This is a genomic window from Allobosea sp. P4_H5 (genome assembly GCF_056400825.1).
Genome location: NZ_JBFUKM010000002.1, coordinates 232,653 through 256,783, shown reverse-complemented (window position 1 = coordinate 256,783; position 24,131 = coordinate 232,653). Strand labels below are relative to the sequence as shown.

Genomic DNA, 24,131 nt, shown 5'->3' with positions numbered 1-24,131 from the left:
CCATGACGCAACCCTGCATCATCTGCGTCGCCATCACCGGCTCGCTGCCGACCAAGGCCAACAACCCGGCGGTGCCGATCACCATCGCCGAGCAAATCGAGAGCACGCAGGAGGCCTTCGAGGCCGGCGCCAGCATCGCGCACTGCCATGTGCGCGACGACGAGGGCAAGCCGAGCTCGGACCCCGAGCGCTATGGCCGCCTCAAGGAAGGCCTCGAGAAGCACTGCCCCGGCATGATCGTCCAGCTTTCGACCGGCGGCCGCTCCGGCGCCGGCCAGGCCCGCGGCGCCATGCTGTCGCTGCGTCCGGACATGGCCTCGCTCGCCGTCGGCTCGAACAATTTCCCGACCCGCGTCTATGAGAATGCACCTGACCTGGTCGACTGGCTCGCCGCCGAGATGGTGACCCATGGCGTCAAGCCGGAGATCGAGGCCTTCGACCTCTCGCACATCCTCAAGGCGCACGAGATGTGGCAGCGCGGCCAGATCGTCGAGCGGCCTTACATCCAGTTCGTCATGGGCGTGAAGAACGCGATGCCGGTCGATCGCGACGTGTTCGACTACTATATTCGCACCGTGAAGCGCCTGTTCGGCGAGAACGCGCCCTGGTGCGCCGCCGGAATCGGCTCGAACCAGATCGTGCTGAACGAATGGGCGATCGCGGCCGGCGGCCATGCCCGCACCGGGCTCGAGGACAATGTTCGCCTCGACCGCGAGCGGCTCGCGCCTTCGAACGCGGCGCTGGTCGAGCGGGCGACCGCGCTCTGCCAGAAATACGGCCGCCCCGTCGCGACCTGGCAGCAGGCGCGCGAGATCCTCGGCATTCCGATGAGGACGGGCAGCGCCGGCTGAGGCCGAACCGCCGCCTCCGGCTCGCAATAGGACAGAAGCCATGATCAGCGGAAAGACCAAGCTCATCGGCCATCTCGGCTTCCCGACCGAGAGCTTCAAGGCGCCGCTGATCTACAACCCCTATTTCGAGCGCGACGGCATCGATGCGGTGGTTGTCCCGATGGGCAGCCGCAGCGAGGACTATCCCGACTTCCTCAGGCTGTTCTTCCGCCTATCCAACGCCCATGGCGCACTCGTCACCATGCCGCACAAGGTCGTGACGACCGGCCTGGTCGACGAGTTGATGCCGACGGCCGCCATCGCCGGGGCCTGCAACGCCGTGCGCCGCGAAACCGACGGCCAGCTGACCGGCGAGATGTTCGATGGCGAGGGCTTCGTGCGCGGCGTACTGCGCAAGGGCCGCAAGGTCGAAGGCACCCGCGCGCTCGTGGTCGGCGCGGGCGGCGTCGGCTCGGCTATCGCCGCCTCGCTCGCCAAGGCCGGTGTCGCCGAGCTCGGCCTGTTCGACATGAATGGCGGGGCGGCCGAAGCGCTGGGCGAACGGCTTACTCGTTACTACTCCGCGCTCAAGGTCTCGACCGGCTCGAACGATCCGGCCGGCTTCGACATCGTCGTCAACGCGACGCCGCTGGGGATGAAGCCGGGCGATCCGCTGCCGCTCGACATCGAGCGCCTGCCCGCCTCCGCCTTCGTCGGCGAGGTGGTGATGGCGCAGGCCATCACGCCCTTCCTGGCGGCGGCACAGCAGCGCGGTTGCCAGGTCCAGGTCGGCACCGACATGCTGTTCGAGCAAATCCCGGCCTATCTGGAATTCTTCGGCCTGCCCACGACCACCGCGGAAGACCTGCGCGCCGTGGCGCGGCTCGGCTGAGCAGCCGCCCGTTCAGAACGGCATCTTGCACTCCTTGCCATAGGCGTCGGGCAGCCCCTCGGCGATCTTGCTCTCGATCTCGGTGGCGTAGCTGCCGTCGTCGCGCTTCTTCACCGCGACGAGGTAATAGTCCTGGATCGGGAACTGGTTCGGCCCGATCGCGAAGCGCCCGCGCACGGAGTCGAACCTGGTCTTGCGCAGGGCTTCGATCAGCTTGGTCCGGTCGGCGATCTCGCCCTTCAGGGACGTCGCGGCGGCGTTCAGCCAGATCGCCGCGTCATAGGCGTGCGCGGCATAGTTGGCGGGCGTGTATTTGTATTCCGCCCTGAACGCCTCGACGAAGGCGCGGCTCGCCGGCACGTCGAGTGCGGGCGACCAGTTGGTCACGCCCGAGGTCCCGACCGCCGCGTCCTGGAGCGCCGGCAGGTTGGTCTCGTCGATGGTGTGGGCCGACAGCATCGGCAGCTGGACGCCGGCCTGCCGCCATTGCTTGACGAAGGTGACGCCGAGGCCGCCGGGCATGAAGACGAAGGCCGCGTCGGCCTTCGCGGCGACGATCTTGGCGAGATCGCTGGAGAAATCCGGCTGCGTCAGCGGCACGAAGAGCTCGTCGACGATCTCACCCTTGTATTCTCGCTTGAAGCCGGCGACGACGTCCTTGCCCGCCTGGTAGTTGGGCGCGACCACCACGATCTTGCGATAGCCCTTCTGCGTGGCGTGGCGCCCCATCGCCTCGGCGTTCTGGTCGTTCTGATAGGCCGCCGAGAATAGATAGGGGCTGCATCTCGCACCGGCGATCGGGGACGGGCCGGCATTCGTGCCGATGAAGACGGTCTGGCCGTCGACCATGCGCCGGGCCGTCGCCATCAGGATGTTGGAGAAGACGATGCCGACGATGGCGTCGACCTTGTCGCGCTCGATCAATTGCTGCACGCGCTGGATGCCGACCTCGGGCTTCAACTCGTCATCGACGACCAGCACCTCGGCCGGGATATCGGCGATCTTGCCGCCGAGTTGCTTGATCGCGAGCTGGAAGCCGTCGCGGGTGTGCTGGCCGAGTACCGCCGGGGGCCCGGTCAAGGTGGTGACGAGGCCGATCCTGATCGACTTGGCCGGCTCGGCAGCAGCCGTCGTCGAAACGGCCGAGAGCAGCGCCAGCGCGCTCGCGGCAATCTTGAACGTGTCAGGCATGTCGTTGTCCCCTTATTGGTTCGTTCTCAGCCGATGCCGTAGCGCCCGGGCGCGATCACGCCCGCCGGATCGAGCGCGGCCTTGATCGCCGTGCAGCTGTCGCGGAAGGCCGGCATGGCCTGGCCCATATGCAGCGCGTGATAGTCGAGCGGGGCGCGGCCGACGAAGATGCCGCGCTCGGCATAGGCCCGGGCGAGCGCCTCGTAGCAGGCGTTGGCGCGGGCGTTCTCGTCGGGGTTCTCGCGGTCGAAGGTGATGACGTGCAGGCCGCGGGCGAAGCGGGCGCTGCAGACGTTCATGATCATGTAGTCCATGCCGTGCTCGGCATAGATCCGGCGCGAGATGCGCTGGCATTCGTTGGCGATGCTGCCGATCATCGGCGTGCCCGGCAGGAACCAGAGATTGCCGCCGCCGGGCCGCCATTTCAGCAGGCCGAGCTCGCCGACGCCAGGAACGCCCGAGCAGGCGTTGATCGCGACCTGCAGCGCGTGGAAGCCCAGAGCCTCCTCATGCGGGATGTAGATCGCCTTGCCGGACTTGCCGAAAGCGGCGCGCACGCGCTCGATCTGCGGCTCTAGCGCCGCCATGCTGGGACCGTAGAAGGCGCCCGACACCGTCCAGGCGCCGAGCTTGTCCTTCTCGCGCAAGGCGCGCCGGCCGGCATCCGAGATCGGGGCGCGGTTGCCGGGTCTGTACTCCGGGCTCGGATGCTCTGAGCCGCAGAGATAGACGTCGTTGGCGACGCGCAGCAGCGTCGGCACGAAATTTGAAAGCTTGAGCGCCCGGCAGATGTCGACGATCTCGCCGAGATCGTCGTCGTCGGGATAGGTGAAATGGAAGCTGCGGACTGCTGGCGGCCGCGGCAGCAGCCAGATGCCCATGCGGGTGACGATGCCGAAATTCGACTGGGCAAACAGCCCGTCGAGGATCGGCCCGAAACTGTACTTGCTGACATGCCAGTTCGGGAGATCGGAGCCGGCGAGCGCGCCGTCGCCGGTGCGCAGCACCTCACCATTCCCCAGCACGATCTCCATGCCGCAGGAGAAGCCGAAATGGTCGAAATAGGGGCCGTAGCCGGCGCCCTTGTCGAGCGCATTGCCGAGCATGCCGCCCTGTGGCGGGCCGGAGGTGACGTCGACCATGAACTTGTCGCCGCGCCGGACCAATTCGTCATACATCGCCTGGTAGCTGACACCGGGCTCGACCACGGCGAAGGCCAGCGTCTCGTCGATCTCGAGGATGCGGTTCATCCGGCGGCCGAGATCGAGCACGACCTGTCCGGCATGCACCGCCGAGCGGCTGCCGAGCCCGATATTGTTGCCGGTGCTGACCGGATAGAGCGCGACGTCATGGCGGTTCGCCGCCTTCACGATCGCCTGCACCTGCGCCGTGCTGCCGGGATAGACCACCCCGAGCGGACTCCGGTCGCCACCCGGCATGGTGTTCTCGCCATAGCGGCGCAGCGTCTCCTCGCTGCGGTTGATCCACTCGGCCCCGATCGCTCCCGCGACCTCATTGAAGAATGCTTCCGCCATGCCGGCGTCTCCCCTGTGTTGTCCTGTGTCTTCGCCGATCACCAGAAGCCGGCGTCGTCATTCGAGGCTGAGGCGGCAGGTGCAGCCGTTGCCGGTGCCTCCTCCCGCTGCAGCACGGGCCGGCTCGTCAGCGTCACGCCCGCGAGGGCCGGCGGCAGCGGGCCGCCCGTCGCCCAGTCCAGCAGCTCGGCGGTGTGCACCATCGGCGCGCCGACATAGCGCCGCAGCTGCGTCAGGCAGCCGATATTGCCGGCCGCCACGACGTCAGGTGCCGTGCTGTCGATATGACCGGCCTTGCGCCGGCCCAGAGTTTCGGCCGTCGCGGGCTGGAGCAGGTTGTAGGTCCCGGCCGAGCCGCAGCAGAAATGCTTCTCCGGCACGTCGACCACCTCGAAGCCGGCGGCGCGCAAGAGGTCGCGCGGCTGCCGGGTGACGCGCTGGCCATGCTGCATCGAGCAAGCGTCGTGATAGCTGACTCGTAGGAACGGACGTTCCGGCGCGACCGGCCGGAGCCCGATGTCGGCCATAAATTCGGTGACGTCGCGGGCGATGCCAGCGATCTCCTTGGCCTCGCCGGCAAGCTCCGTCCGGGCGAGGAGATGGCCGTAATCCTTCACCGTGGTGCCGCAGCCGGAGGCGTTGACGATCACCGCGTCGAGGCCCTCGCCGCGGTGATCGCGCATCCAGGCCCGGACATTGGCGGCAGCGGCCGCGATGGCCTCGTTCTCGCGGCCCATATGCAGCGTCAGCGAGCCGCAGCAACCGGCTCCGGCGGCGACGACGACCTCGCAGCCATGCCGCGTCAGCAGCCGGATCGTCGCGGCGTTGATGCTGGCGTCGAGCACCTGCTGGGCGCAGCCGGCGAGCAGCGCCACCCGCGCCCGCTTCTCGCCCTCCGCCCTGAACACCTGCGGCGCCAGGATCTGCCCTTGCGTCCGCTCCGGGATCATCGCCAGCAGGGGCCGCAGCCGCGACGGCAGCCGCTTCTGCAAGGGCCGCCCGAGGCGGCCGAGCGCCAGCGCGACCTGGAACAATCTCGGCCGCGGCAGGACGAAGGCCAGCACCCCCCGCAAGGCGCGCTCGGCCGGCGGGCGGCGATGATGGCGCTCGACATGGATCCGGGCCCGGTCGATCAGATGCGCATAGTCGACCTTGGCCGCGCAGGTGGTCATGCAAGAGAGACAGGAGAGGCAGCTGTCGAGATGCGCGACGGTCTGCGGCTGCGGCGGCGCGCCGCTCTCCAGCATGGCGCGGATCAGGTCGATGCGCCCGCGCGGGGATTCGTTCTCGTCCCGGCTCAGCACATAGGTCGGGCAGGTATTGGTGCAGAAGCCATAATGCACGCAGGTGCCGAGGATGTCGGCGGCTTCCCGGATCGCGGGATCGCGCAATTGCTCGGCCGTGAAATCCGTCTGCATCGCTTGTCTGCCCCTCCGAGTGGAAAGCTAGGAAGGGCGCCGGGCAGGGTCTCGGCGCTGCGTGCAGAAAATTCCGGCTTTGAGTGCAAACCGTTCTTATGAAAAGCTGCGTGCGCCCCGGCGGGCTCTGTCGGCTGCCGGGCGGAGAAGGTCATGGGGACCATTGTCTGGGGCACGGAAGGTCTCGAACCCGATTCCGGGTTCGATTACTGGCGCGAGACCGTCTGCCGCGCCGTGCTCAACGTCACGACCGAGGCGCCCGATCCGCAGGAGGCCTTCCACGGCTCCATCACCGGGCGCAGCTTCGGCGATGTCAGGATCGCGAGCTTCCGCTCGACGCGGCATGACGTGGTGCGCACCTCGCGCCATGTGGCGCAAGGCGACGACAGCGTCCTCGTCAGCCTGCAGGAGCGCGGCGAATGCCGCCTCTCGCAGGGCGACGAGCGGCTCCTGCTCAAGCCCGGCGAGATTGGGCTCGTCGATGGGGCGCGGCCCTTCCGCCTCTCCTTTTCCGAGGATGTCCGGCGCGTCGTCGCCGTGCTGCCGCGTCGGACGCTCCTGCTCAAGGCGCCCTGGCTGGTGCGCGGCCGCCCGCATCGCATCGCGCTGTCCTCGCGCTTCGTCTCGCTGGCGCGGCGCCATCTCCTCGAGCTCGCCCGCCATGGCGAGATCATGGACGAGATGTCGGCCAGCCTGCTCGCCGACAACCTCTGCAATCTGATCGGGCTGTCGAGCGACGCCGCCGGCTCCCACCCCGATCGCCTGCATGAAGCGATCCTCGTCTTCTGCCGCGGGCGCCTCGGTGACGAGACGCTCTCGCCAGGCAGCGTCGCGGCGCATTTCAACATCTCGCTGCGCACGCTGCATGCGCGCTTTGCCGCAACCGGCCAGAGCTTCGGGCGCTGGCTACTGGCGACGCGGCTGGAGGAGAGCCGCCGCGCTCTGCTCGATCCCCGTCGTGCCGGCGAAGGCGTCGCCTCCATCGCCTACTCGGCCGGCTTCAACGATCTCTCCGTCTTCAACCGGGCTTTTCGCAACCGCTTCGGCATGACGCCGTCCGATCTGCGCGGCACGAAGCGCAATTGAGTGGAAGGTCGCGGCTTATGATATGGAACGGAGCGCCGGATCATTGGCCGCCCGCAGGAACCGCGCCGGCCGATCCAAGCGCCTCCAGCAAGGCCCGGAAGGGGCTCCTCAAGACGGGCCTGTTCGCAATGCTGGTCGCGATCTCCCTCCCGGCTGCCGCGTCCGACTGGCAGCGCTATGGCAATGCCCGCTTCCAATACTGGATCGACATCCCGCCGGGCTTCACCAAGGTCGAGGAAGCCGACAATGGCGATGGTGGTGTCTCGGCGTCTCCGGACGGCGCTGCCGAATTGCGGGTCTGGGGCAGCTATCCCACCGCCGGCAGCCTTGCAGCCGAAGCCAAGGAGCGTCAGGCACTGGACCGGCGCGACGGCTGGTCCATCAGCTACCAGACGCAGACCAAGGGCGGGGCGGCCTGGTCTGGTACGAAGGGCAACCGCATCGTCTATGCGCGCGCCATCCCGGGCTGCGACCGGGCGGTGGCGTATTTTCGTATCGAATACGACCGGGAGCGGCAAAAGGCGTTCGACCCGGTGGTTTCCAGGCTGGTCAAGTCCTTCCGAAGCGGCGACTGCCGGGCGCGCTGAACGTCGTCGCTCTCGCCGCTAGACCAGCTTCGCGCCCGCCCAGGTCGCGACGGTCTTCGCCATCGTCGCCAGATGCCCGCTTGGCGAGAAGCCCGACGCCTTGCGCGGCCGCAAATCGTGATCGCCGTCACCGAGCCAGAGCATCTCGATCGCGGGTGACAGGGTATAGCTGCCGACCTCCTCGCGCGTGCCGAATTCGTCGCGCGTACCCTGGACGATGAGCGTCGGCGTCTTGAGATCGGACAGATGCTGCGTCCGCAACTGCTCCGGCTTCGCCGGCGGATGGAACGGGTAGCCGAGGCAGAGCAGGCCGCCGATCCGTCCGGCCGCGAACACCTCGTCGGCGATCATGCTGGCGACACGCCCGCCCATCGACTTGCCGCCGATGATCAGCGACCGCGACGGGCCCAGCGCCTCGATCGCGGCCCGATATTCCGGCTTGAGCGTCTCCGCCCGCGGCGGCGGCTTGCGGCCGGCCTCGCTGCGGCGGCTGGCCATATAGGCGAACTCGAAGCGGGCGACGCGAAACCCCTCCCCGGCCAGGCTCTCCGCCGCAGCGGTCATGGACGCGGAGTCCATCGGCGCTCCGGCGCCGTGGGCCAGGAGAACGGTGTGCCTGGCGTGTTCAGGGCCGTCGAAGAGGAACTGCAAATCCATCTCTCCATCTGTCACGAGTGCGAACTTAACGGACCCCGGGTGTCGCACTGCCCCTGCACCACGCTGTTCGCCCGGCAGCGAAAAGCAGACCCTCGGCAATGTCTACGACCTTGGCAGTAGACCGGCCTGTGCTAAAGCATCGGACCGAAAAGTGGATTCCACTTTTCGGAAAAATCCGATGTTGAAACAAAGAACTAGATCGCCACGTCGCGTCCGAAAGAACGCACGGTGATCTAGCCTAGATTTAGAGCGGGATAAAAATCCGCCATCGGCCCCCGCCGTTGGAACCTTCGGCGCATTGCCGCAACGGACGCTCGGGCATAGCACCTGCCGCCAGACTCGTTGCCCTGTCGGTTCCAGAATCCTGACGAGAGATCAGCTCATCTCGTCTGTTGAAGACCGACGACGCCGGCCAGCACGCCCGCCCAAAGCGCATAGCCCGCCGCGTTCAGGTGCACGCCGTCGGCCTCGTAATAGCGGCCCATAGGCCGACCGTTCCGCCCGATCAGGCAGCTGCCGACATCGACATAGCCGCCGGCCCGATCGCCCGTGTGGCTCTCCCTGAGCATCGTGTTGAAAGCGTCGAACTCGCCGGCATGGAGCCAGCGCCCGGGGCTGTGCTTGATCGAGAGCCGGTGGATCGGTACGGAACCGAACTTCTCCCGAAGCCGCTGCGTCAGCCGTTCCAGCGCTTCGAATGCCGAGCCGGCGTCGATCCCGTCATTGGCGATGTCGTTCTCGCCGAAATAGAGCACGATCCGCCCGGGCTCGACGAGATCGAGCAGGGCGTCGCAATAGCGCAGGCCGCTCTCGGCCGTGCCGCCGCCGAAGCCGAGATTGGCGACCTCCAGCGAGCCGAAATCCTCGGCCATCCGGTCCCAGTAGCGGAAGGAAGACGAGCCGAAGAAGACGACCGGCTTGCCGGCGAAGCGCCGGCGCAGGATCTGGCTGCGCACCGCGAGCACGTCATCGTCATAGCGCGTGGTGGTCCATTCCGCCGGAAGGGACGGCGTGGCGGCAGGAGCGATGGCGGGATGCCGGTTCACGGAACGGGCCTCATGAGCAGGGAATAGCAGCAGGAAAACGGGCGATGGCGGCACCGGGACGTCATCACGCCCTCCGTCCGGAGAGGCGGGGATCAATGCGCTCGCGCAGGGCATCGCCGAGCACGTTGATCGCGATCACCAGCAGCGACAGGAACAGGCCGGGAAAGGCGATGATCCAGGGGGCAACGCGGAAGAACTGACGGCCGCCGGCCATGACATTGCCCCAGCTCGGCAGGTCCGGAGAGATGCCAACGCCGATGAAGCTGAGGATGGCTTCGGCGAGGATCGCCGAGGCGCAGACAAAGGTCGCCTGGACCACGAGCGCCTCCGTCGCGTTCGGCAGGATATGCCGGAGCAGCACGCGCGGCGTGCTCGATCCGATCGCGATCGCCGCATCGACATAGGGCATCTCGCGCAGGCTCAGCACCACGCCGCGCATCAGCCGCGCCGTCCGCGGTATCTCCGGCACGCTGATCGCGATCATCACGGTCGCAAGCCCGCCGCCGAGCAGCGAGGCGAGCGCGATCGCCAGCAGCACGCCCGGAATGGCCATCAGCCCGTCCATGATGCGCATCAGCACCGTGTCGGCCACCCGGACATAGCCGGCCATCAGCCCGATCAGGCCACCCGCCAGCAGCGTCAGCACGGAGACGCCGAGCCCGACCATGAGCGAGGTCCTGGCGCCTGACAGCGTCCGCACGAAGATGTCGCGGCCGAGATTGTCCGTCCCGAACCAGTGGGCGGCGCCCGGCGGCTGCAGCGCCTCGCCCATGTTGAGGTCGTTGCTGTAGCCGAGGATCGGGGGCGCCAGCAGTGCGCAGGCCGCGACCGCCGCTACGATGGCGAAGCTCAGGCCGATTACGACCGTCGACGCCTTGAGGGACCGGCCGGCACGGGCCATCTGCGGCTGCGCGCTCATGAGCGCATGTCCTGCCGGATGCGGGGATCGAACAGCGCATAGCTGAGATCGACGAGCAGGTTCACCACGACCAGGACGAAGGCGAAGACCAGCATCACCCCCTGCACGACCGGATAGTCGCGCGACAGGATGGCATCGACGGTCAAGCGCCCGATCCCCGGCAGGTTGAAGACGGATTCGGTGACGACGACCCCGCCGAGCAGGGCCGCGAAGGAGGTGCCGACGACGGTCACCACGGGCACGCCGATGTTCTTCAGCGCATGCGTCGCGACCACCTTGCGCTCGGGCAGGCCCTTGGCCCGCGCGGTCCGGATATAGTCCTCGGACAGGACGTTGAGCAGCGTCGCCCGCGTGATCCGGGCGACCAGCGCGGCAAAGAGCAAGGTGAGCGCGACCGTCGGCAGCGTCAGGCTGCGCAGGCTGTTCCAGAGCCCACTCGCCAGCGGCCGATAGCCCTGCACCGGCAGCCACCCCAGTTCGATCGCGAAGACCTGCATCAACGCGTAGCCGATCACGAAGACGGGGATCGAGAAGCCGGCGACCGAAAGCGCCATCACGACATAGTCAGTGATCAGGCCGAGGCGCCTGGCGGCGAACATGCCCGCCGGCACCGCGACCAGGACCGAGAGCAGCGTCGTGGTCAGCGCCAGCATCAGGGTTGGTTCGGCCCGCTGCAGGATCATCGCCGCGACGGGACGGCCCGAATAGACGGAGACGCCGAGGTCGAACTGCACCAACTGGCGCAGATAGATCAGGAATTGCACCACGAGCGGCTGGTCGAGATGCAGCCGCTGGCGGATCTGCGCGATTTGCTCGGCGCTGGCATTGTCGCCCGCCATGGCCGCCGCCGGATCGCCCGGCCCGATATGCAGGAGCGTGAAGACGACGACCAGGACCGTCAGCATGACAGGCAGCGTCGCCAGGAGCCGCGAGAACAGAAAGCGTGCCATGAGCAGACCTTGAAGGCACGGGCCGGACGCTTCGTCCCGGCCCGTCGTGTCGGAGATGCGGCAGGATCAGTCGGACTTGCGCACGTTCCAATAGGTCAGGGTCGGCCCCGGGACGAAACCGGACACGCTTTTCCGCCAGGCCGAGAGGTCGTTGAACTGCCCCAGCGGGATATAGGTCACGATCTCGTTCGAGCGCGCCTGCATCTCCACCGCGATCGTCTTGCGCGCGGCGTCGTCGGAGGCCAGCAGGAATTTCTGCCAGAGCTCCTGCAGGGGCTTGTCGCAGGGCCAGCCGACGAAGGCCTTCTCGCAGGCGCCGGTGACATAGGGGTTGGTCAGCGGGTCCATCAGCGCATCGCCGGCGAAGCCGGTGATGAAGACGTTCCAGCCGCCCTGCTTCGGCGGGTTCTTGTTGGTCCGGCGCGTGAACATCGTCGCCGTGTCCATCTGCACATCCTCGACGGTAAAGCCGGCCTTGCGCATCGCATTGACCATCACCGTGCCGACGTCGCGCTGGACCTTGGCATCCATCGGATGGAGATAGACGATCGGCGTCCCGTCATAGCCGGCCTCCTTCAGCAGGGCCTTCGCCTTCTCGAAGTCCTGCTTCATGAAGCGCTCGCTGCCGATGTCGGTCTCATAGGGGCTGCCGCACATGAACAGCGCCGGGCAGAGCTGGTAGAGATCCTTGCGGCCGCCGAAGACCGCCTGCATCGAATCCGACTGGCTGATCGCGTATTGCAGGGCCTGCCTGACCTTGACGTTATCCATCGGCGGCTGGGTGTGGTTGATCACCACCTGGAAGTTCTTGCCGAGGACGGGCGCCTTGGCGATCTGGATCGACTTGTCCTTCTCCAGCACCGGCAGCATCTCGGCCGGCACCTCGGCGACATAGTCTATCTCGCCGGCCAGGAGCGCATTGACCGCGCTGAGATCGTCGCTGAACTGGATGCGCTCGATGCGATCGACCCCGGCGGTCTTCCCGCCGGCAAGTCCGCTCGGCGCCTCGCTGCGCGGCTTGTAGCCCGCATGCCTGGCGACGACGAACTTGACGCCCGGAACCCATTCGTCCGGCAGCAGCCTGAACGGGCCGGAGCCGACGAACTCCTTGAGCTCGGTCGTCGCGGGCGTCCTGGCGAGCCGTTCCGGCATCACGAACAGCGGATAGGCAGTCATGCGGGCGAAGCCGTCGATCAGGCGGGCGAAGGGCTCCTTCAGCCGGACCTCGAACGAGGTCGCATCGATCGCCTTGATCGCATCGAGACGCTTCTCGACCTCGGCCCCGAGGCTGTCCTTCTTCATCCAGCGCTCGATCGAGGCGACGCAGTCCGCAGCCGTGACAGGCTTGCCGTCATGGAAGCTCAGGCCCTGGCGCAGCTTGAAGACATAGGTCTTGCCGTCGTCGGAGAGCGTGTGGCTTTCGACCATCTGCGGCTGGGCGCGATAATTGCCGTCCAGGGAGAAGAGCGTGTCGTAGATGAGATAGGCCATGTCGCGGACCGGATAGGCCGAGGTGAACAGCGCATCGAGCTGCTTGATGTCGCCGGTGTTCTTGATCTTGAGGACGGTTTCGGCCTGTGCCGGAGCGACGGAGGCCGCAAGGCAGAACGCTCCGGCCAGCCCGGCCGCCATCACGGTTCTCAACATCGTTTCTCTCCCGGCATGTCCAAGTGCCGCCCGGTGCGCGCCGGGCATGTCGTTGTGCGCCGAAGCTAGCGAAGCTTGCCGCTTGCACATAGGGCCGGACTTGTGTTTCAGATATAGCAATTTGTTATATCCGGAAGGCATAACGAGAGTGAAGCTTCGGCAGCTCAAGAACTTCCTGGTGATCGCCGAGACCGGCAGCCTGATGAAGGCCGCCCTGCATCTGGGCGTGGCGCAGCCGGCCCTCAGCCGGGATCTCCGGCAGCTGGAAGAGGAACTCTCGAGCCGCCTTTTCCACCGCGACGGGCGCGGCGTTTCGCTGACGCGCGACGGAGCAGCATTCCAGGCCGCGATCGCCCCGCACATCGCCGGGCTCGACGCAGCGAAGCAGGCCCTGGTCGGCCGGCGTGCCGGCTATGCCGGCTCGATCCGCCTGGCCTGGACCGGTACGATCAGCATCCCCCTGGCGACGCCAATCATCTCGGCCTTCACCCAGCGCTTTCCCGAGATCGAATTGCATGCCCGCGGCGGATCGAGCCTCCAGATCGCGGAATGGGTGGCGCGCGACGAGATCGACATCGGCATCTTCAATTCGGAACGCCCCGCCACCGGCGCGCTCGTCGAGACGCTGACCCGCGCGCCCCTGTTCCATGTCGCGCGGGCTGGCGGGCCGGTGCCGCCGACCATCACCTTCGCGGAGGCGGCCGCCGGCCCCCTCTTCGTCCACAGCCGGCAGAACGCGCTCGGGCGCATCGTCGAAGCCTGCGCCCGCGAGCATGACATCCCCTTGAAGATCTACGCCGAGGTCGACGACTTCCTGGCGGTGCGGCCGATGATCGAGGAGGGGCGAGCGGCGGCGATCGTGCCGCGCAGCCTTCTCTCCGGCGACGACCCGGCAAGGCTTGCCGTGCGCCGCGTGACGGAGCCGGACCTGACCCTGTATTTCCATCTCGCAGTGTCGAAGACCAAACGCAGCCGCCCCGCCGTTCTGAGCCTGGCGGATGTGATCAGGTCCGCGGTCGGGCACGCGATCCAGGCCGGCCAGTTCGACGGCGAGCTCCGGGTCTGAATTGATCCGATGCCCCTATCGAACCCTATAGATCGAGGCGATCTACGAAGCCTCAGGCTCGCCGGCGAGAAGCGCGCGGAAGGCCTGCGCGGGCCGGCCGACATAGCGTTCCTTGTGCCGCAGCATGACGAAATGGCGCGAGGGGATGTCGGCGGCGACCTCCGCAAGCAGGCCAGAGCGCAAGGCGTTGGCGACGACGAGCCTCGACATCAGGGCGGCGGCGGAGCCTGCATCGACGGCAGTGCGCACGGCTTCGTTGGCGGGCAGTTCCAGCAGGACGTCGAGATCAACGACCGAGCGCCCGGCGCCCGCGAGTATCGCCTCGAGAGCCTGCCGGGTGCCTGAACCGGGCTCGCGCAGGACCCAGGGACTTTCAACGAACTCCGCTGGATCGACGCGCGCCTTCCCCGCCCAGGGATGGCCGGGTGTGACGACGATCGCCAGCTCGTCCGTCGCGACGGCCTCCTGCGCCAGGAGCGGATCATCGATCTCGCCTTCGACAAAGCCGATATCGGCGAGCCCGTCGTGGATGGAGGCCGCGACCGTCTCGGTGTTGCCGATCACCAGCGGCGTCTCGATCCCCGGATGTAGCGTACGAAACAGAGCAAGCTTGCGCGGCAGCCAGTAATTGCCGACCGTCTGGCTCGCCGCCAGGGACAGCCGCCCGCGCTTCAGCCCGGCTAGATCCGACAGGACCCGCTCGCCCGTCGCAGCACGTGCGAGGATCGCGCGAGCCTCGTTCAGGAACAGGCGCCCGGCATCGGTCAACGCGATCCGGCGCCCGACACGGTCGAACAGCTTCACCGCGTGGCGATGTTCAAGCGCCGCGATCGCAGCGCTCGTCGCCGATTGCGTCAGGTTCAGCTCCGAGGCTGCGCGCGTGACATGCTCGCGCTCGGCGACCGCGACGAAGATGCGAAGCTGTTCGAGTGTCATGAGCGTCGATGATTCCGCGACGCCCGGAGCAGATGCAGGTAAACGCCCGTCTCCCGCACGCCGAGCAAGCCGGCACAGAAAATGATCGAATTTTTCGATCGAAACAAGAAAAACAACACGTTGGATCGTTTAAGCAAAACAGGTCAAAAGCCGGCACATCGAATTGCCGGGTACTGTGATGACGCTTGAAAGCCCAGATCGGACGAGTTTGGTTGACCGGACAGCCTCGGGCGCGAAGCGCATCGGCCCGGGCCTGCTGCTGTGCCTGGCCGTTTCGGTTGCGGCGCTTGGCGCCGAGCATCTCGAAGCCCTGCTCTTCCAGCGCGCCTGGCTCGAAGCGCTCGTCCTGGCGATCGTGATCGGAACCTTAGTCAGGACGCTCTGGAAGCCCGACAGCCGTTGGCGCCCCGGCATCTCCTTCTCGGCGAAGACGCTGCTGGAGATCGCCGTCGTGCTGCTCGGCGCTTCCTTGAGCGCCGCCACGGTCGCCGCCACCGGTGCCCCGCTCCTCCTCGGCATCGCCGCCGTGGTCTTCCTCGCGATCGGCCTGAGCTACGGTATCGGCCGCCTGCTGGGGCTGTCGAAGCGGATGGCGATCCTCGTTGCCTGCGGCAATTCGATCTGCGGCAATTCGGCGATCGCGGCCACTGCGCCGGTCATCGGTGCCGACGGCGACGACGTCGCCGCCTCGATCGCCTTCACCGCGGTGCTCGGCGTCGTGGTCGTGCTCGGCCTGCCGCTCTTGATCCCGATGCTGGGCCTCAGCGTCCATCAGTTCGGCATCCTGTCGGGCCTGACGGTTTATGCCGTTCCCCAGGTCCTCGCCGCTACGGCGCCGGCGGGCGCCGCCGCGATCCAGATCGGAACCCTGGTCAAGCTGGTGCGCGTGCTCATGCTTGGGCCCGTCATCCTCGTGCTGTCGCTGCTGTCGAGCCGGCTGCGCAAGGAGACCGACGGGCCGGCCGCGCAGAGGACGGCAGAGCATGCCGCGCCGCGCCCGGTCGGGATCCATCGCCTCGTGCCCTGGTTCATCATCGGCTTCGTGGTGATGGCGGCATTTCGCTCGGCCGGGCTCATTCCACCGGCCTTGCTGGCCCCGCTGACCACCGTCGCGAACGTGCTGACGATCGTCTCGATGGCGGCGCTCGGGCTCAGCGTCGACATCCGCTCCGTCGCCAAGGCCGGCCCCCGCGTCACCGCCACGGTCGTCCTCTCGCTTCTCGCGCTCGGGGTGATCTCGCTCGCCCTCATCCGCCTGCTCGGAGTGGCCTGAGGCCGTCCGTCAGCGCGTGGCTCGGGAGGGGCTCGTCAGGACCGCAAACGCGCTCGTCGTCACGATCAGAACGATGGCCAGGAAGACCATGACCGCGCCAATCCCAAAACTCGCAGCGATCGGCCCCGTGCCGGATTGAAGAATGGCGGCGCCGGCGAAGAACGCGAGATTGACGGCCGCGAGTGCCTTTCCGACGTTCTCCGGCGCGACGACGACCCGTGCCATTGCGAACAGGAGCGGTTGCGACGCCAGGGCTGCGCCGAGCACGAGGAACGCAGCGACATCGAAGCTCGGCGGGAGCTGCGCCAGCCCCATCCCGGTCGACAGCAGGCCGTTCGGTCCCCCGGCGGCGACCGCCAGCAAGACTGCGGCCGCGATCAGATGGGTGATCGTCAGGACAAGCCGGCGGCCGCCGAAGCGCCGGTCCGCGATGCCATAGAGCATCGGGCCCGCGACGAGCGCGAGTGTCAAAGGAAGCAGGGCGTTGCCCGCCTCCAGACGGGAGACGTGCTTGATCTCCATCAGCCAGACGCCGCCCCAGAGCCCTCTTATCGCGATCGCCGCGGCGAAGGAGGCAAAAGCAAGGATCACGACGCCCCGCACAGCCGGCGAGAGGCCGATCCTGACGACCTGCTTCGCCTCGGAGCGCAGTGTGGCCTTGCGCTCGTTCGAGCTCGGCGCGGCTTTCGGCACGGTCAGCCAGACGAGACAGGCAACCGTCACCGCCAGCACCGCCGACAGGCCGAAGCCGGTCCGCCAGCCATGGTGCTCGACGAGCCAGGCCATCGGACTTGCCGAGAGCAGCATCCCCGAATTGCCGACGCCCTGGATCAGGCCGGACCACAAGCCGAATTTCTCGGCGGTGAGCGTCTTGGCAGCCAATGTCATCGGGCAGAGCAACATACCGCAGCAGCCGATGCCGAGAATGATCTGGGCGGTCAGGAAGCCTGCCGCGCCCCCGATGCAGGCAGCCAGCACGGCCCCGATGCTCACGATCGCGAAAAGCGTCAGCGACACCGAACGGACGCCGTAGCGGTCGAGAGCGACGCCGACCGGTATCTGGCCGGCGGCGAAGGCGAAGTGATAGGCCCCCGTCAGGCTGGCCAATGTATCGGGCGACACTGCCAGATCGGCAGCGATGACATCCGCAGCGACCCCGGGCAAGGTTCGCAGCAGATTGGACAGCATGTGCCCCAATGCCAGGACGAGCAGCGGTGTGCCGAACAGGAATGCGTTGCGGGCAGCGCTTCCCCCGGACTGTCCGCGGGTGTCCGCGATGGACGTCACGATGTCCTCGTTTGTCTGGTGTTCCGGACGAGTTTCATGGCGGGCCGCTTCTCCGATGCCACCATATGAACCCGCGGCGGAAGTGCCGGCAGATGCATTGGGGCATGGCGGCCCGTCATTTGCGCCGCCCTGCTGCCAACCGGGCTTCCAGCCAAAGGCTGTAGCGGGAGGCGCAGAAGCAGACGATGAAGTAGACCATGGCGGCGAAGACATAGGCCTCCCGGTAGAAGCCGAGCCAGTTTGGGTCCGTCGCCGAGACACGCGCCGTGTTCAGGAAGTCGAACATGCCGATGATGATCACCAGCGTGGTGTCCTGGAAGATGCCGATCGCCAGATTGACCAGCGGCGGGATCACCGCACGCAGAGCCTGTGGCAGCACGACGAGGCGTATGGTCCGCCAATAGGACAGGCCCAGTGCCTTCGCCGCCTCGTATTGGCCCACAGGAACAGCCTGCAGGCCGCCGCGGACGACCTCGGCGAGATAGGCGGCGACGAACAGCGTCAGCGCCACCTCGGCCCGCAAGAACTTGTCGATCGCCGAGCCGGCCGGAAGCATCAGCGGGAACAGCAGCGTCGCGGCATAGAGCACTGCGATGAAGGGGACGCCGCGCAGCACCTCGATGAAGACCACGCAGAGCAGGCGCACGCCGCCCATCTTCGAGCGACGGCCCAATGCCAGCAGGATCGCCAGGGGAAAGGCGCCTGCGAATGCACCAATCGCCAGCAGGAAGGTGACCGGCAGCCCGCCCCAACGTTCCGTCGGCACGAACTCACCGGCGGGCCAGCCAAGCAGGAGCAACGGCACGCCGATCAGCGCAGCACCCCAAAGCAGGAGCAGGCGCCGCCCCCAATGTCCCGGCCAGGCGGTGACGACAAGCAACGCCAGCATGACGAGCAGCGCGAGCCCGGCCCGCCAATGCAGATGTGGCGGATAGAAGCCGAAGGTGATGAAGCGCAGCTTCTCGCCAATGAAGGCCCAGCATGCGCCTGTCCCTGCCGCGGCGCAGGCTGCGCCGTCGCCCTGCCAGACCGCATCGACGACGGCCCAGCGCAGGAAGGGCGGTGCGAGCCATAGGACGAGGAGGGCGACACCGAGCGTGATCGCGATATTGGTGCGCGAGCCGGCGAGGCCCTGGCGCAGCTTGCGCCAGCGCTCGCTCCGCGGGGCGAGCGCACCGTCCTCCGCCACAGCGCTCATGCCGCGGACCGCTCCCGCAATGCCCAGCGCCGGTTATAGGCATTCATCGCGATGGCGACGGCCAGACTCAGCGCTAAGTACGCCAGCATCATCACGAGAATGGCTTCGAGCGCCTGGCCGGTGGTGTTGGCGGTGGTGTTGAGGATGTTGACCAGATCGGGGAAGCCGATCGCGACCGCCAGGCTCGAATTCTTGGTCAGGCTGAGATAGCTCGACGTCATCACCGGGATGATCAGGCGCAAGGCCTGTGGCAGCACGATCAGCCGCATGATCCGGCCATAGGACAGGCCAAGCGCCCGGCCCGCCTCCCACTGCCCTCCCGAGACGGACAGGATGCCGGCGCGCACGGTCTCGGCGATGCTGGCCGACGTGTTGACGACGAGCGCGATCAGCAGGGCCATGAATTCGGGCGAGAGTGAGATGCCGCCCCGGATGTTGAAACCGGACAGCCTCGGCAGATCGATGGCAGGCATGGCACCGAAGAACGCAGCGACGGCGACGGGTAGCAGGGCCACTGCGAGGACAAGCGCCGCACTCCGCTTGAGGTTCGAACGGCCGGTCCGGCGGGCCCGCCATTTCAGTGCGGCGCCAACGAGTACGGCGAGCAGGAAGCTGCTCGTCAGGATCGCCGGGGTCGCTCCATCGTCAGCGATGAAGGGAAAGAAAAAGCCGCGATTGCTGAGCAGGACGCCCGGCAGCGGCGACAAGGCCTGTCGCGGTCCCGGCAAGGCGTGGAACAGCGCATTCCAGAAGAAGATCTGCAGCAGCAGGGGCGTGTTGCGGACGATCTCGACATAGGCCTGCACGAGGCGCGACAGCAGCGGGTTCGACGAGAGACGCGCGATGCCGAGCGCGACGCCGAGGATGGTGGCGAGAATGCATCCAGCCAGCGAGACGCGCACGGTGTTGAGCAGCCCGACCGCGATGGCGCGCAGATAGCTGTCGCCGGCCGAATAGGCGATCAGCCCCTCGCCGATCTCGAAATTGGCGGCGTGGCCAAGAAAGCCGAAGCCGGGCGTCAAGCCGACCCGCGCCATGTTGTGCACGAGGTTGCTGCCGAGCAGCGCGAAGCCAAGACCGACGATCGCGAAGATCGCCAGCTGCGTCAGTGGCTTCTCGCCCCACCAGTCGACGAGCGCACGCAAAAGGCCGGGCCCTTTCAGGCCCGGCACGGCCGCCTGCAAGGATGCGGGAGAATTCATCCTCGGGCGACGACGCTCAACGGAAAGGCGGCGAATACAGCAGGCCGCCCTGCGACCACGGCTGATTGTAGCCGCGCTCGAAGCCGACCTTGCTCTTCTTGCCGATATTGCGCTCGAAGATCTCGCCGTAGTTCCCGACCGCCTTGACGATGTTGTAGGCGAACTTCGGATCGAGCTCGAGCGCTTCGCCGAGCGACTTGTCGACGCCGAGGAAGCGCTTGACGCCGGGATCCTCGCTCTTCAGGAACTCGTCGATATTGGCCTGGGTGATGCCGTATTCCTCGGCCTGGATCGTGGCATAGACGGTCCAGTTGACGATCTCGAGCCAGCGGGCGTCGCCCGAACGGACGGCCGGAGCCAGCGGCTCCTTCGACAGCCGCTCCGGCAGGAGCACATAGTCGTCCGGCTTGCCGAGCTGGATGCGGCGCAAGGCGAGGTCCGAGGCATCCTGGGTGAGCGCATCGACGCGGCCGGATTCGAGCGCGTTGACGAACTCCTTGGTCTCCTCGATCACCACTGGCTTGAAGCTCTTCTTCGTCTTGCGGAAGAAGTCGGCGATGTTGAGCTCGCCCGTCGTGCCGCTCTGGATGCCGATCGTCGCGCCGTCGAGCTCGGCCGCCTTGCTGACGCCGAGCGCCTTCTTCACCAAGAGGCCCTGGCCGTCATAGAAGACGATCGGGCCGAAATGGAAGCCGAGCTTGAAGGAGCGTGTCGCCGTCTGGGTGACGCCCGAGAGAAGGATATCGAACTCACCGGCCTGCAGCGCCGGCAGCCGCTGCTGCGGCGAGGACGAGGTGAAGCTCACCTTTTCGGCATCGCCGAACACGGTGACCGCCAGCGCCCGGCCGAAATCGACGAAGAAGCCCTGCCATTTGCCGTTGCTGTCAGGGGAGAAGAAGCCCGGCGAGGTGCCGACGCCGACCTTGATCGAACCGCGCTGCTTGATGGCGTCGAGCGTCGGCCCGGCCCAGGCGGAGGTGCCCGCCAGCAGCCCGGCGAGGATGACGGAATAGCCCAGCCCACGTCCGAGCCTGTTGGATGTCACGAGCATGATGGTCCTCTCGATGTGAGCGCTCGCGAACGGACGCCGAGCCAGCAAAATAACTCACAATATCAATGGACTATTGAAAAGATCGTTCCTTATGTCAACGGGAACGTTCTTTTTAAGAAACGACACCTGCCAGAAGAAATTCTCGCAAAGCGAGCTCGCGGAGAAGATGTTTTTCGCATCAGCACTTGCGAGGTGGGTATCCGCGACAAAGCGCGGTCCGACTCGGAGCAGACGCAGGATCGCTCCAGCCCGGAGAACAGGCTTTCCCTGTGGCTGAAATATATAGTCTATTAATTTAATTGACTAATTGACCTCCTGCCCTAGCCTTTTAGGCCTGGAGGCGACCATGACCCGTACCCGACAGCTCCATCTCAACGTCAACATCCTGCATGGCGGCTTCTACGCTTCGGCCTGGCGCGCGCCGCAGGCCGATCCGCGCGCCAGCATCGATGTCGATCACTATGTCCGCACCGCGAAGATCGCCGAGCGCGGCAAGCTCGACGCGATGTTCCTCGCCGACCAGCCGGCGCTGGAGGACAGGGCCGAGGAGAAAAGCTTCAACGGGCTGGAGCCGACCATCACGCTGGCGGCGGTCGCCGGGGCGACCAGCCATCTCGGGCTGATCGCGACGATCTCGACCAGCTACAACGAGCCCTACAACATCGCCCGCCGCTTCCAGTCGCTCGACCTGCTCAGCGGCGGCCGAGTCGGCGTCAATCTGGTGACCACGGCGAACGGTGCCGCCTCCGCCAATTTTGGCCAGAGCGTGATGGAGCATGGCCGCCGCTATGCCCGCGGCCAGGAATTCGCCGAGGTGCTGCTGAAGCTCTGGGACAGCTGGGAGGACGGCGCCTTCGTCGGTGACAAGGCCAGCAACACCCTGCTCGACAAGCGCCGGATTCACCGGATCGAGCACGAGGGCGAGTTCTTCAAGGTCGCCGGCCCTTTGAGCCTGCCGCGCTCGCCGCAAGGCCACCCGATCATCGTGCAGGCCGGCGGCTCGGATGACGGGCGCGACTTCGCCGCGCGCTATGCCGACGCCGTCTTCAGTGTCGGCGAGGACGAGGAGCTGGCCCTCGCCTATATCGGCGACCTGCGCCGCCGTGCCGTCGCGAATGGCCGTGATCCCCGCGCGATCGTCGCTTTGCCCGGGCTCGGCACGCTGATCGCCTCGACCGAAGCGGAAGTGCACCGACGCGAGGAAGAGCTCGGCTCGCTGATCAACCTGGACTATGCCGTGCGCCGCATCAGCGGGACCTTCGGGCAGGACCTGTCGCATCTCGATCTCGATGCGCCTTTCCCCGATCTGCCGATCCCGCCCAATGGTGGCATCACCTTCGCGAGGGCGACGCTCAACTTCGCCCGCAAGGGCAACCTCACCTTCCGCCAGCTGATCTACAAGCTCGGCGGCGGCATCGGCCACCGCGTCGTCGTCGGCACGCCGGAGGCGGTCGCCGATGATCTCGAAGCCTGGTTCCGCAGCGGTGCCGCCGACGGCTTCAACCTGATGCCGGACGTGCTGCCTGACGGCCTAGAGATCTTCGTCGACGAGGTCGTGCCGATCCTGCAGAAGCGCGGCCTGTTCCGCACCGAATATCGCGAGACGACGCTGCGCGAGCGCTTCGGCCTGCCGCGCCCGACGAGCCGCTACGCCGAAATCGAGCGGCGCAGCGCCTGACCTCTCCTTCCCGACAGCCGGGCACAGCAGCCCGGCCTTTTTCACGGAATGCAAGCCCATGTCAGAATTCCGCCCTTCGCGGCGCCAGCTCCTCGCAGCCGGCAGCCTCCTCGTCGTCACGCCGGCTGGCCTGGTTCCGGAGGCCTTCGCCCAGGCCCCGCTCGCCGCGAGCCCGAAGCGTGGCGGCGTGCTGACGGCACTGATCGATCCCGAGCCGACAGCACTGCTCTCGGCGGTGAATGTCTCGGGGCCGACCTCCTTCGTCAGTCCGAAGGTGCACGAGGGCCTGCTCGACTATGATTTCGACCTGACGCCGAAGCCGCAGCTCGCGACCCATTGGGAGACCAGCGAGGACGGGCTCTCCTACAGCTTCAAGCTCAGGCAGGGCGTGAAATGGCATGACGGGCGCGATTTCACCGCCGAGGACGTCGCCTTCTCGCTGCTGTTCCTCAAGGCGCATCACGCCCACAACCGCAGCACCTTCGCCAATCTCGCCGAGGTCAGGACGCCCGATCCGCATACTGCGATCGTCGTGTTCTCGAAGCCCGCGCCCTATTTCCTGACGGCGCTGATCGCCTCGCAGGCGCCGATCATTCCCAAGCACCTGTTCGAGGGCAAGGACCCGATCACCAACCCCGCCCACAACAATCCGGTCGGCACCGGCCCCTTCGTCTTCAAGGAGTGGGTGCGCGGCAGCCATATCCTCTACGAGCGCAATCCGAACTACTGGGATCAGCCGAAGCCCTATGTCGACCGGCTGATCGTCAGGGTCGTCACCGACCCGGCCGCGCGTGCCGCCGCGCTCGAATCCGGCACGGCCGACATCTCCGGCGATAATCCTGTACCCCTCGCGGAAGTCTCACGCTTCACCAGGCTGCCCAATCTGGCGGTCGAGGAGAAGGGCTCCGCCTATTCCGGCGACATCAACCAGCTCGTCTTCAATCTCGACAATCCCTACCTCAAGGAGCTCAAGGTCCGGCAGGCGATCGCCCATGCGATCGACAAGAAGGCCTATCTCGACATCGTCTGGTACGGTTTTGGCGAGATCACCAACGGCCCGGTCGTCCCGGCGCTGAAGCAATGGGCCGCCACCGACCTGCCGGTCTACGCCTTCGATCCCAAGCGCGCCGAGGCGCTGCTCGACGAGGCCGGCCTCAAGCGCGGCACCGGCGGCATCCGCTTCAAGCTCACCAACGACTACCTGCCCTATGGCGAGAACTTCAAGCGCGGCTCGGAATTCATCAAGCAGGCGCTGGCACGCATCGGCATCGAGGTGACGATCCGCGGTCAGGACTTCGCCAGCTACATCCGCCGTGTCTACACCAATCGCGACTTCGACTTCGCCAATGCCTGGCTCAGCAATTATTTCGACCCTACGGTCGGAGTGCAGCGCCTGTTCTGGACGCAGAACATCAAGAAGGGCACGCCGTTCTCGAACGGGGCGAACTACAGCAATCCCGAAGTCGACGCACTGTTCGAGGCGGCCGCGGTCGAGCCCAATGTCGAGAAGCGCCGGGAGTTGCTGCGCAAGGTCCAGCATCTCCTGGTCCACGACCTGCCGCATTACGACCTGATCGCGCAGAAGAACCTGACCGTCTTCAACAAGCGCGTGAAAAACCACACCGTTTCCGCCAACGGACTGCGCGCGAATTTCGCCGACGTCTATATCGAAAGCTGAGATC

21 protein-coding genes are annotated in these 24,131 nt (G+C 66.7%); 8 read left to right on the top strand and 13 right to left on the bottom strand.

Translation table 11 applies throughout. The features are described from left to right. The first annotated feature begins 2 nt into the window (after window positions 1-2). Together AC1DS0_RS05205 and AC1DS0_RS05200 are read left to right on the top strand one after the other, a co-directional pair. The gene (locus tag AC1DS0_RS05205; protein ID WP_476813320.1) at window positions 3-851 is read left to right on the top strand and encodes a 3-oxoadipate:acetyl-CoA acetyltransferase; all 849 of its coding nucleotides are present in this window, start codon (window positions 3-5) and stop codon (window positions 849-851) included. Between the two features lie 40 nt (window positions 852-891). Continuing rightward, the gene (locus AC1DS0_RS05200; RefSeq protein WP_476813319.1) at window positions 892-1,722 is read left to right on the top strand and encodes a shikimate dehydrogenase family protein; all 831 of its coding nucleotides are present in this window, start codon (window positions 892-894) and stop codon (window positions 1,720-1,722) included. A 12-nt stretch (window positions 1,723-1,734) separates the two neighbouring features. Here AC1DS0_RS05200 and AC1DS0_RS05195 read toward each other — a convergent pair whose 3' ends face one another. From AC1DS0_RS05195 to glcF, 3 genes are read right to left on the bottom strand one after another with little or no spacing between them, the layout of a single operon-like run. Then, window positions 1,735-2,913 carry an ABC transporter substrate-binding protein gene (locus AC1DS0_RS05195; protein WP_476813318.1) on the bottom strand — a complete coding sequence of 393 codons (1,179 nt, stop codon included), beginning with the start codon at window positions 2,911-2,913 and terminating at the stop codon, window positions 1,735-1,737. A gap of 26 nt (window positions 2,914-2,939) precedes the next feature. After that, window positions 2,940-4,448, bottom strand: a complete 1,509-nt coding sequence (locus tag AC1DS0_RS05190; protein ID WP_476813317.1) for an FAD-binding oxidoreductase — start codon at window positions 4,446-4,448, stop codon at window positions 2,940-2,942. A 38-nt stretch (window positions 4,449-4,486) separates the two neighbouring features. Next, entirely contained in the window at window positions 4,487-5,866 is a 1,380-nt protein-coding gene (gene glcF, locus AC1DS0_RS05185; protein WP_476813316.1) for a glycolate oxidase subunit GlcF, read from the bottom strand. Between the two features lie 153 nt (window positions 5,867-6,019). Between glcF and AC1DS0_RS05180 the strand changes: the two genes are divergently transcribed. Together AC1DS0_RS05180 and AC1DS0_RS05175 are read left to right on the top strand one after the other, a co-directional pair. Beyond that, window positions 6,020-6,952 carry an AraC-like ligand-binding domain-containing protein gene (locus AC1DS0_RS05180; RefSeq protein ID WP_476813315.1) on the top strand — a complete coding sequence of 311 codons (933 nt, stop codon included), beginning with the start codon at window positions 6,020-6,022 and terminating at the stop codon, window positions 6,950-6,952. A 128-nt stretch (window positions 6,953-7,080) separates the two neighbouring features. Beyond that, a complete protein-coding gene (locus AC1DS0_RS05175) occupies window positions 7,081-7,539 on the top strand; it encodes a hypothetical protein (RefSeq protein ID WP_476813314.1) in 459 nt (152 codons plus the stop codon). An 18-nt stretch (window positions 7,540-7,557) separates the two neighbouring features. Here AC1DS0_RS05175 and AC1DS0_RS05170 read toward each other — a convergent pair whose 3' ends face one another. The 5 genes from AC1DS0_RS05170 to AC1DS0_RS05150 form a co-directional block, all read right to left on the bottom strand. Next, window positions 7,558-8,196, bottom strand: coding sequence for an alpha/beta hydrolase family protein (locus AC1DS0_RS05170; protein WP_476813313.1), 639 nt, complete (start codon window positions 8,194-8,196; stop codon window positions 7,558-7,560). 380 nt (window positions 8,197-8,576) lie between these two features. Further along, a complete protein-coding gene (locus AC1DS0_RS05165) occupies window positions 8,577-9,242 on the bottom strand; it encodes a GDSL-type esterase/lipase family protein (RefSeq protein WP_476813312.1) in 666 nt (221 codons plus the stop codon). A gap of 64 nt (window positions 9,243-9,306) precedes the next feature. Further along, window positions 9,307-10,161, bottom strand: coding sequence for an ABC transporter permease (locus tag AC1DS0_RS05160; protein ID WP_476813311.1), 855 nt, complete (start codon window positions 10,159-10,161; stop codon window positions 9,307-9,309). After that, on the bottom strand, window positions 10,158-11,111 hold the full coding sequence (locus AC1DS0_RS05155) for an ABC transporter permease (protein ID WP_476813310.1): 954 nt from the start codon (window positions 11,109-11,111) through the stop codon (window positions 10,158-10,160). Before AC1DS0_RS05155 ends, AC1DS0_RS05160 begins: the two co-directional genes overlap by 4 nt. Before the next feature lie 66 nt (window positions 11,112-11,177). Continuing rightward, complete coding sequence (locus AC1DS0_RS05150) at window positions 11,178-12,758, bottom strand: ABC transporter substrate-binding protein (RefSeq protein WP_476813309.1); 1,581 nt, start codon at window positions 12,756-12,758, stop codon at window positions 11,178-11,180. A gap of 148 nt (window positions 12,759-12,906) precedes the next feature. Between AC1DS0_RS05150 and AC1DS0_RS05145 the strand changes: the two genes are divergently transcribed. After that, the gene (locus AC1DS0_RS05145; protein WP_476813308.1) at window positions 12,907-13,824 is read left to right on the top strand and encodes a LysR family transcriptional regulator; all 918 of its coding nucleotides are present in this window, start codon (window positions 12,907-12,909) and stop codon (window positions 13,822-13,824) included. Window positions 13,825-13,866: 42 nt separating this feature from the next. On the opposite strand, the gene AC1DS0_RS05140 is transcribed toward AC1DS0_RS05145, so the two are convergent. Then, window positions 13,867-14,760, bottom strand: coding sequence for a LysR substrate-binding domain-containing protein (locus AC1DS0_RS05140; protein ID WP_476813307.1), 894 nt, complete (start codon window positions 14,758-14,760; stop codon window positions 13,867-13,869). A gap of 178 nt (window positions 14,761-14,938) precedes the next feature. Between AC1DS0_RS05140 and AC1DS0_RS05135 the strand changes: the two genes are divergently transcribed. Continuing rightward, complete coding sequence (locus tag AC1DS0_RS05135; protein ID WP_476813306.1) at window positions 14,939-16,033, top strand: YeiH family protein; 1,095 nt, start codon at window positions 14,939-14,941, stop codon at window positions 16,031-16,033. 9 nt (window positions 16,034-16,042) lie between these two features. Here AC1DS0_RS05135 and AC1DS0_RS05130 read toward each other — a convergent pair whose 3' ends face one another. From AC1DS0_RS05130 to AC1DS0_RS05115, 4 genes are read right to left on the bottom strand one after another with little or no spacing between them, the layout of a single operon-like run. Beyond that, a complete protein-coding gene (locus AC1DS0_RS05130) occupies window positions 16,043-17,533 on the bottom strand; it encodes an MFS transporter (RefSeq protein WP_476813305.1) in 1,491 nt (496 codons plus the stop codon). Further along, the gene (locus tag AC1DS0_RS05125) at window positions 17,436-18,518 is read right to left on the bottom strand and encodes an amino acid ABC transporter permease (protein ID WP_476813304.1); all 1,083 of its coding nucleotides are present in this window, start codon (window positions 18,516-18,518) and stop codon (window positions 17,436-17,438) included. The genes AC1DS0_RS05130 and AC1DS0_RS05125 overlap by 98 nt, the downstream gene beginning before the upstream one ends. Then, entirely contained in the window at window positions 18,515-19,720 is a 1,206-nt protein-coding gene (locus tag AC1DS0_RS05120; RefSeq protein WP_476813303.1) for an amino acid ABC transporter permease, read from the bottom strand. The genes AC1DS0_RS05125 and AC1DS0_RS05120 overlap by 4 nt, the downstream gene beginning before the upstream one ends. 16 nt (window positions 19,721-19,736) lie before the next feature. Then, the gene (locus AC1DS0_RS05115) at window positions 19,737-20,771 is read right to left on the bottom strand and encodes an amino acid ABC transporter substrate-binding protein (protein ID WP_476813302.1); all 1,035 of its coding nucleotides are present in this window, start codon (window positions 20,769-20,771) and stop codon (window positions 19,737-19,739) included. A 346-nt stretch (window positions 20,772-21,117) separates the two neighbouring features. Between AC1DS0_RS05115 and AC1DS0_RS05110 the strand changes: the two genes are divergently transcribed. Next, on the top strand, window positions 21,118-22,449 hold the full coding sequence (locus AC1DS0_RS05110) for an LLM class flavin-dependent oxidoreductase (RefSeq protein WP_476813301.1): 1,332 nt from the start codon (window positions 21,118-21,120) through the stop codon (window positions 22,447-22,449). Window positions 22,450-22,507: 58 nt separating this feature from the next. Further along, complete coding sequence (locus AC1DS0_RS05105; protein WP_476813300.1) at window positions 22,508-24,127, top strand: ABC transporter substrate-binding protein; 1,620 nt, start codon at window positions 22,508-22,510, stop codon at window positions 24,125-24,127. Window positions 24,128-24,131: the final 4 nt, after the last annotated feature.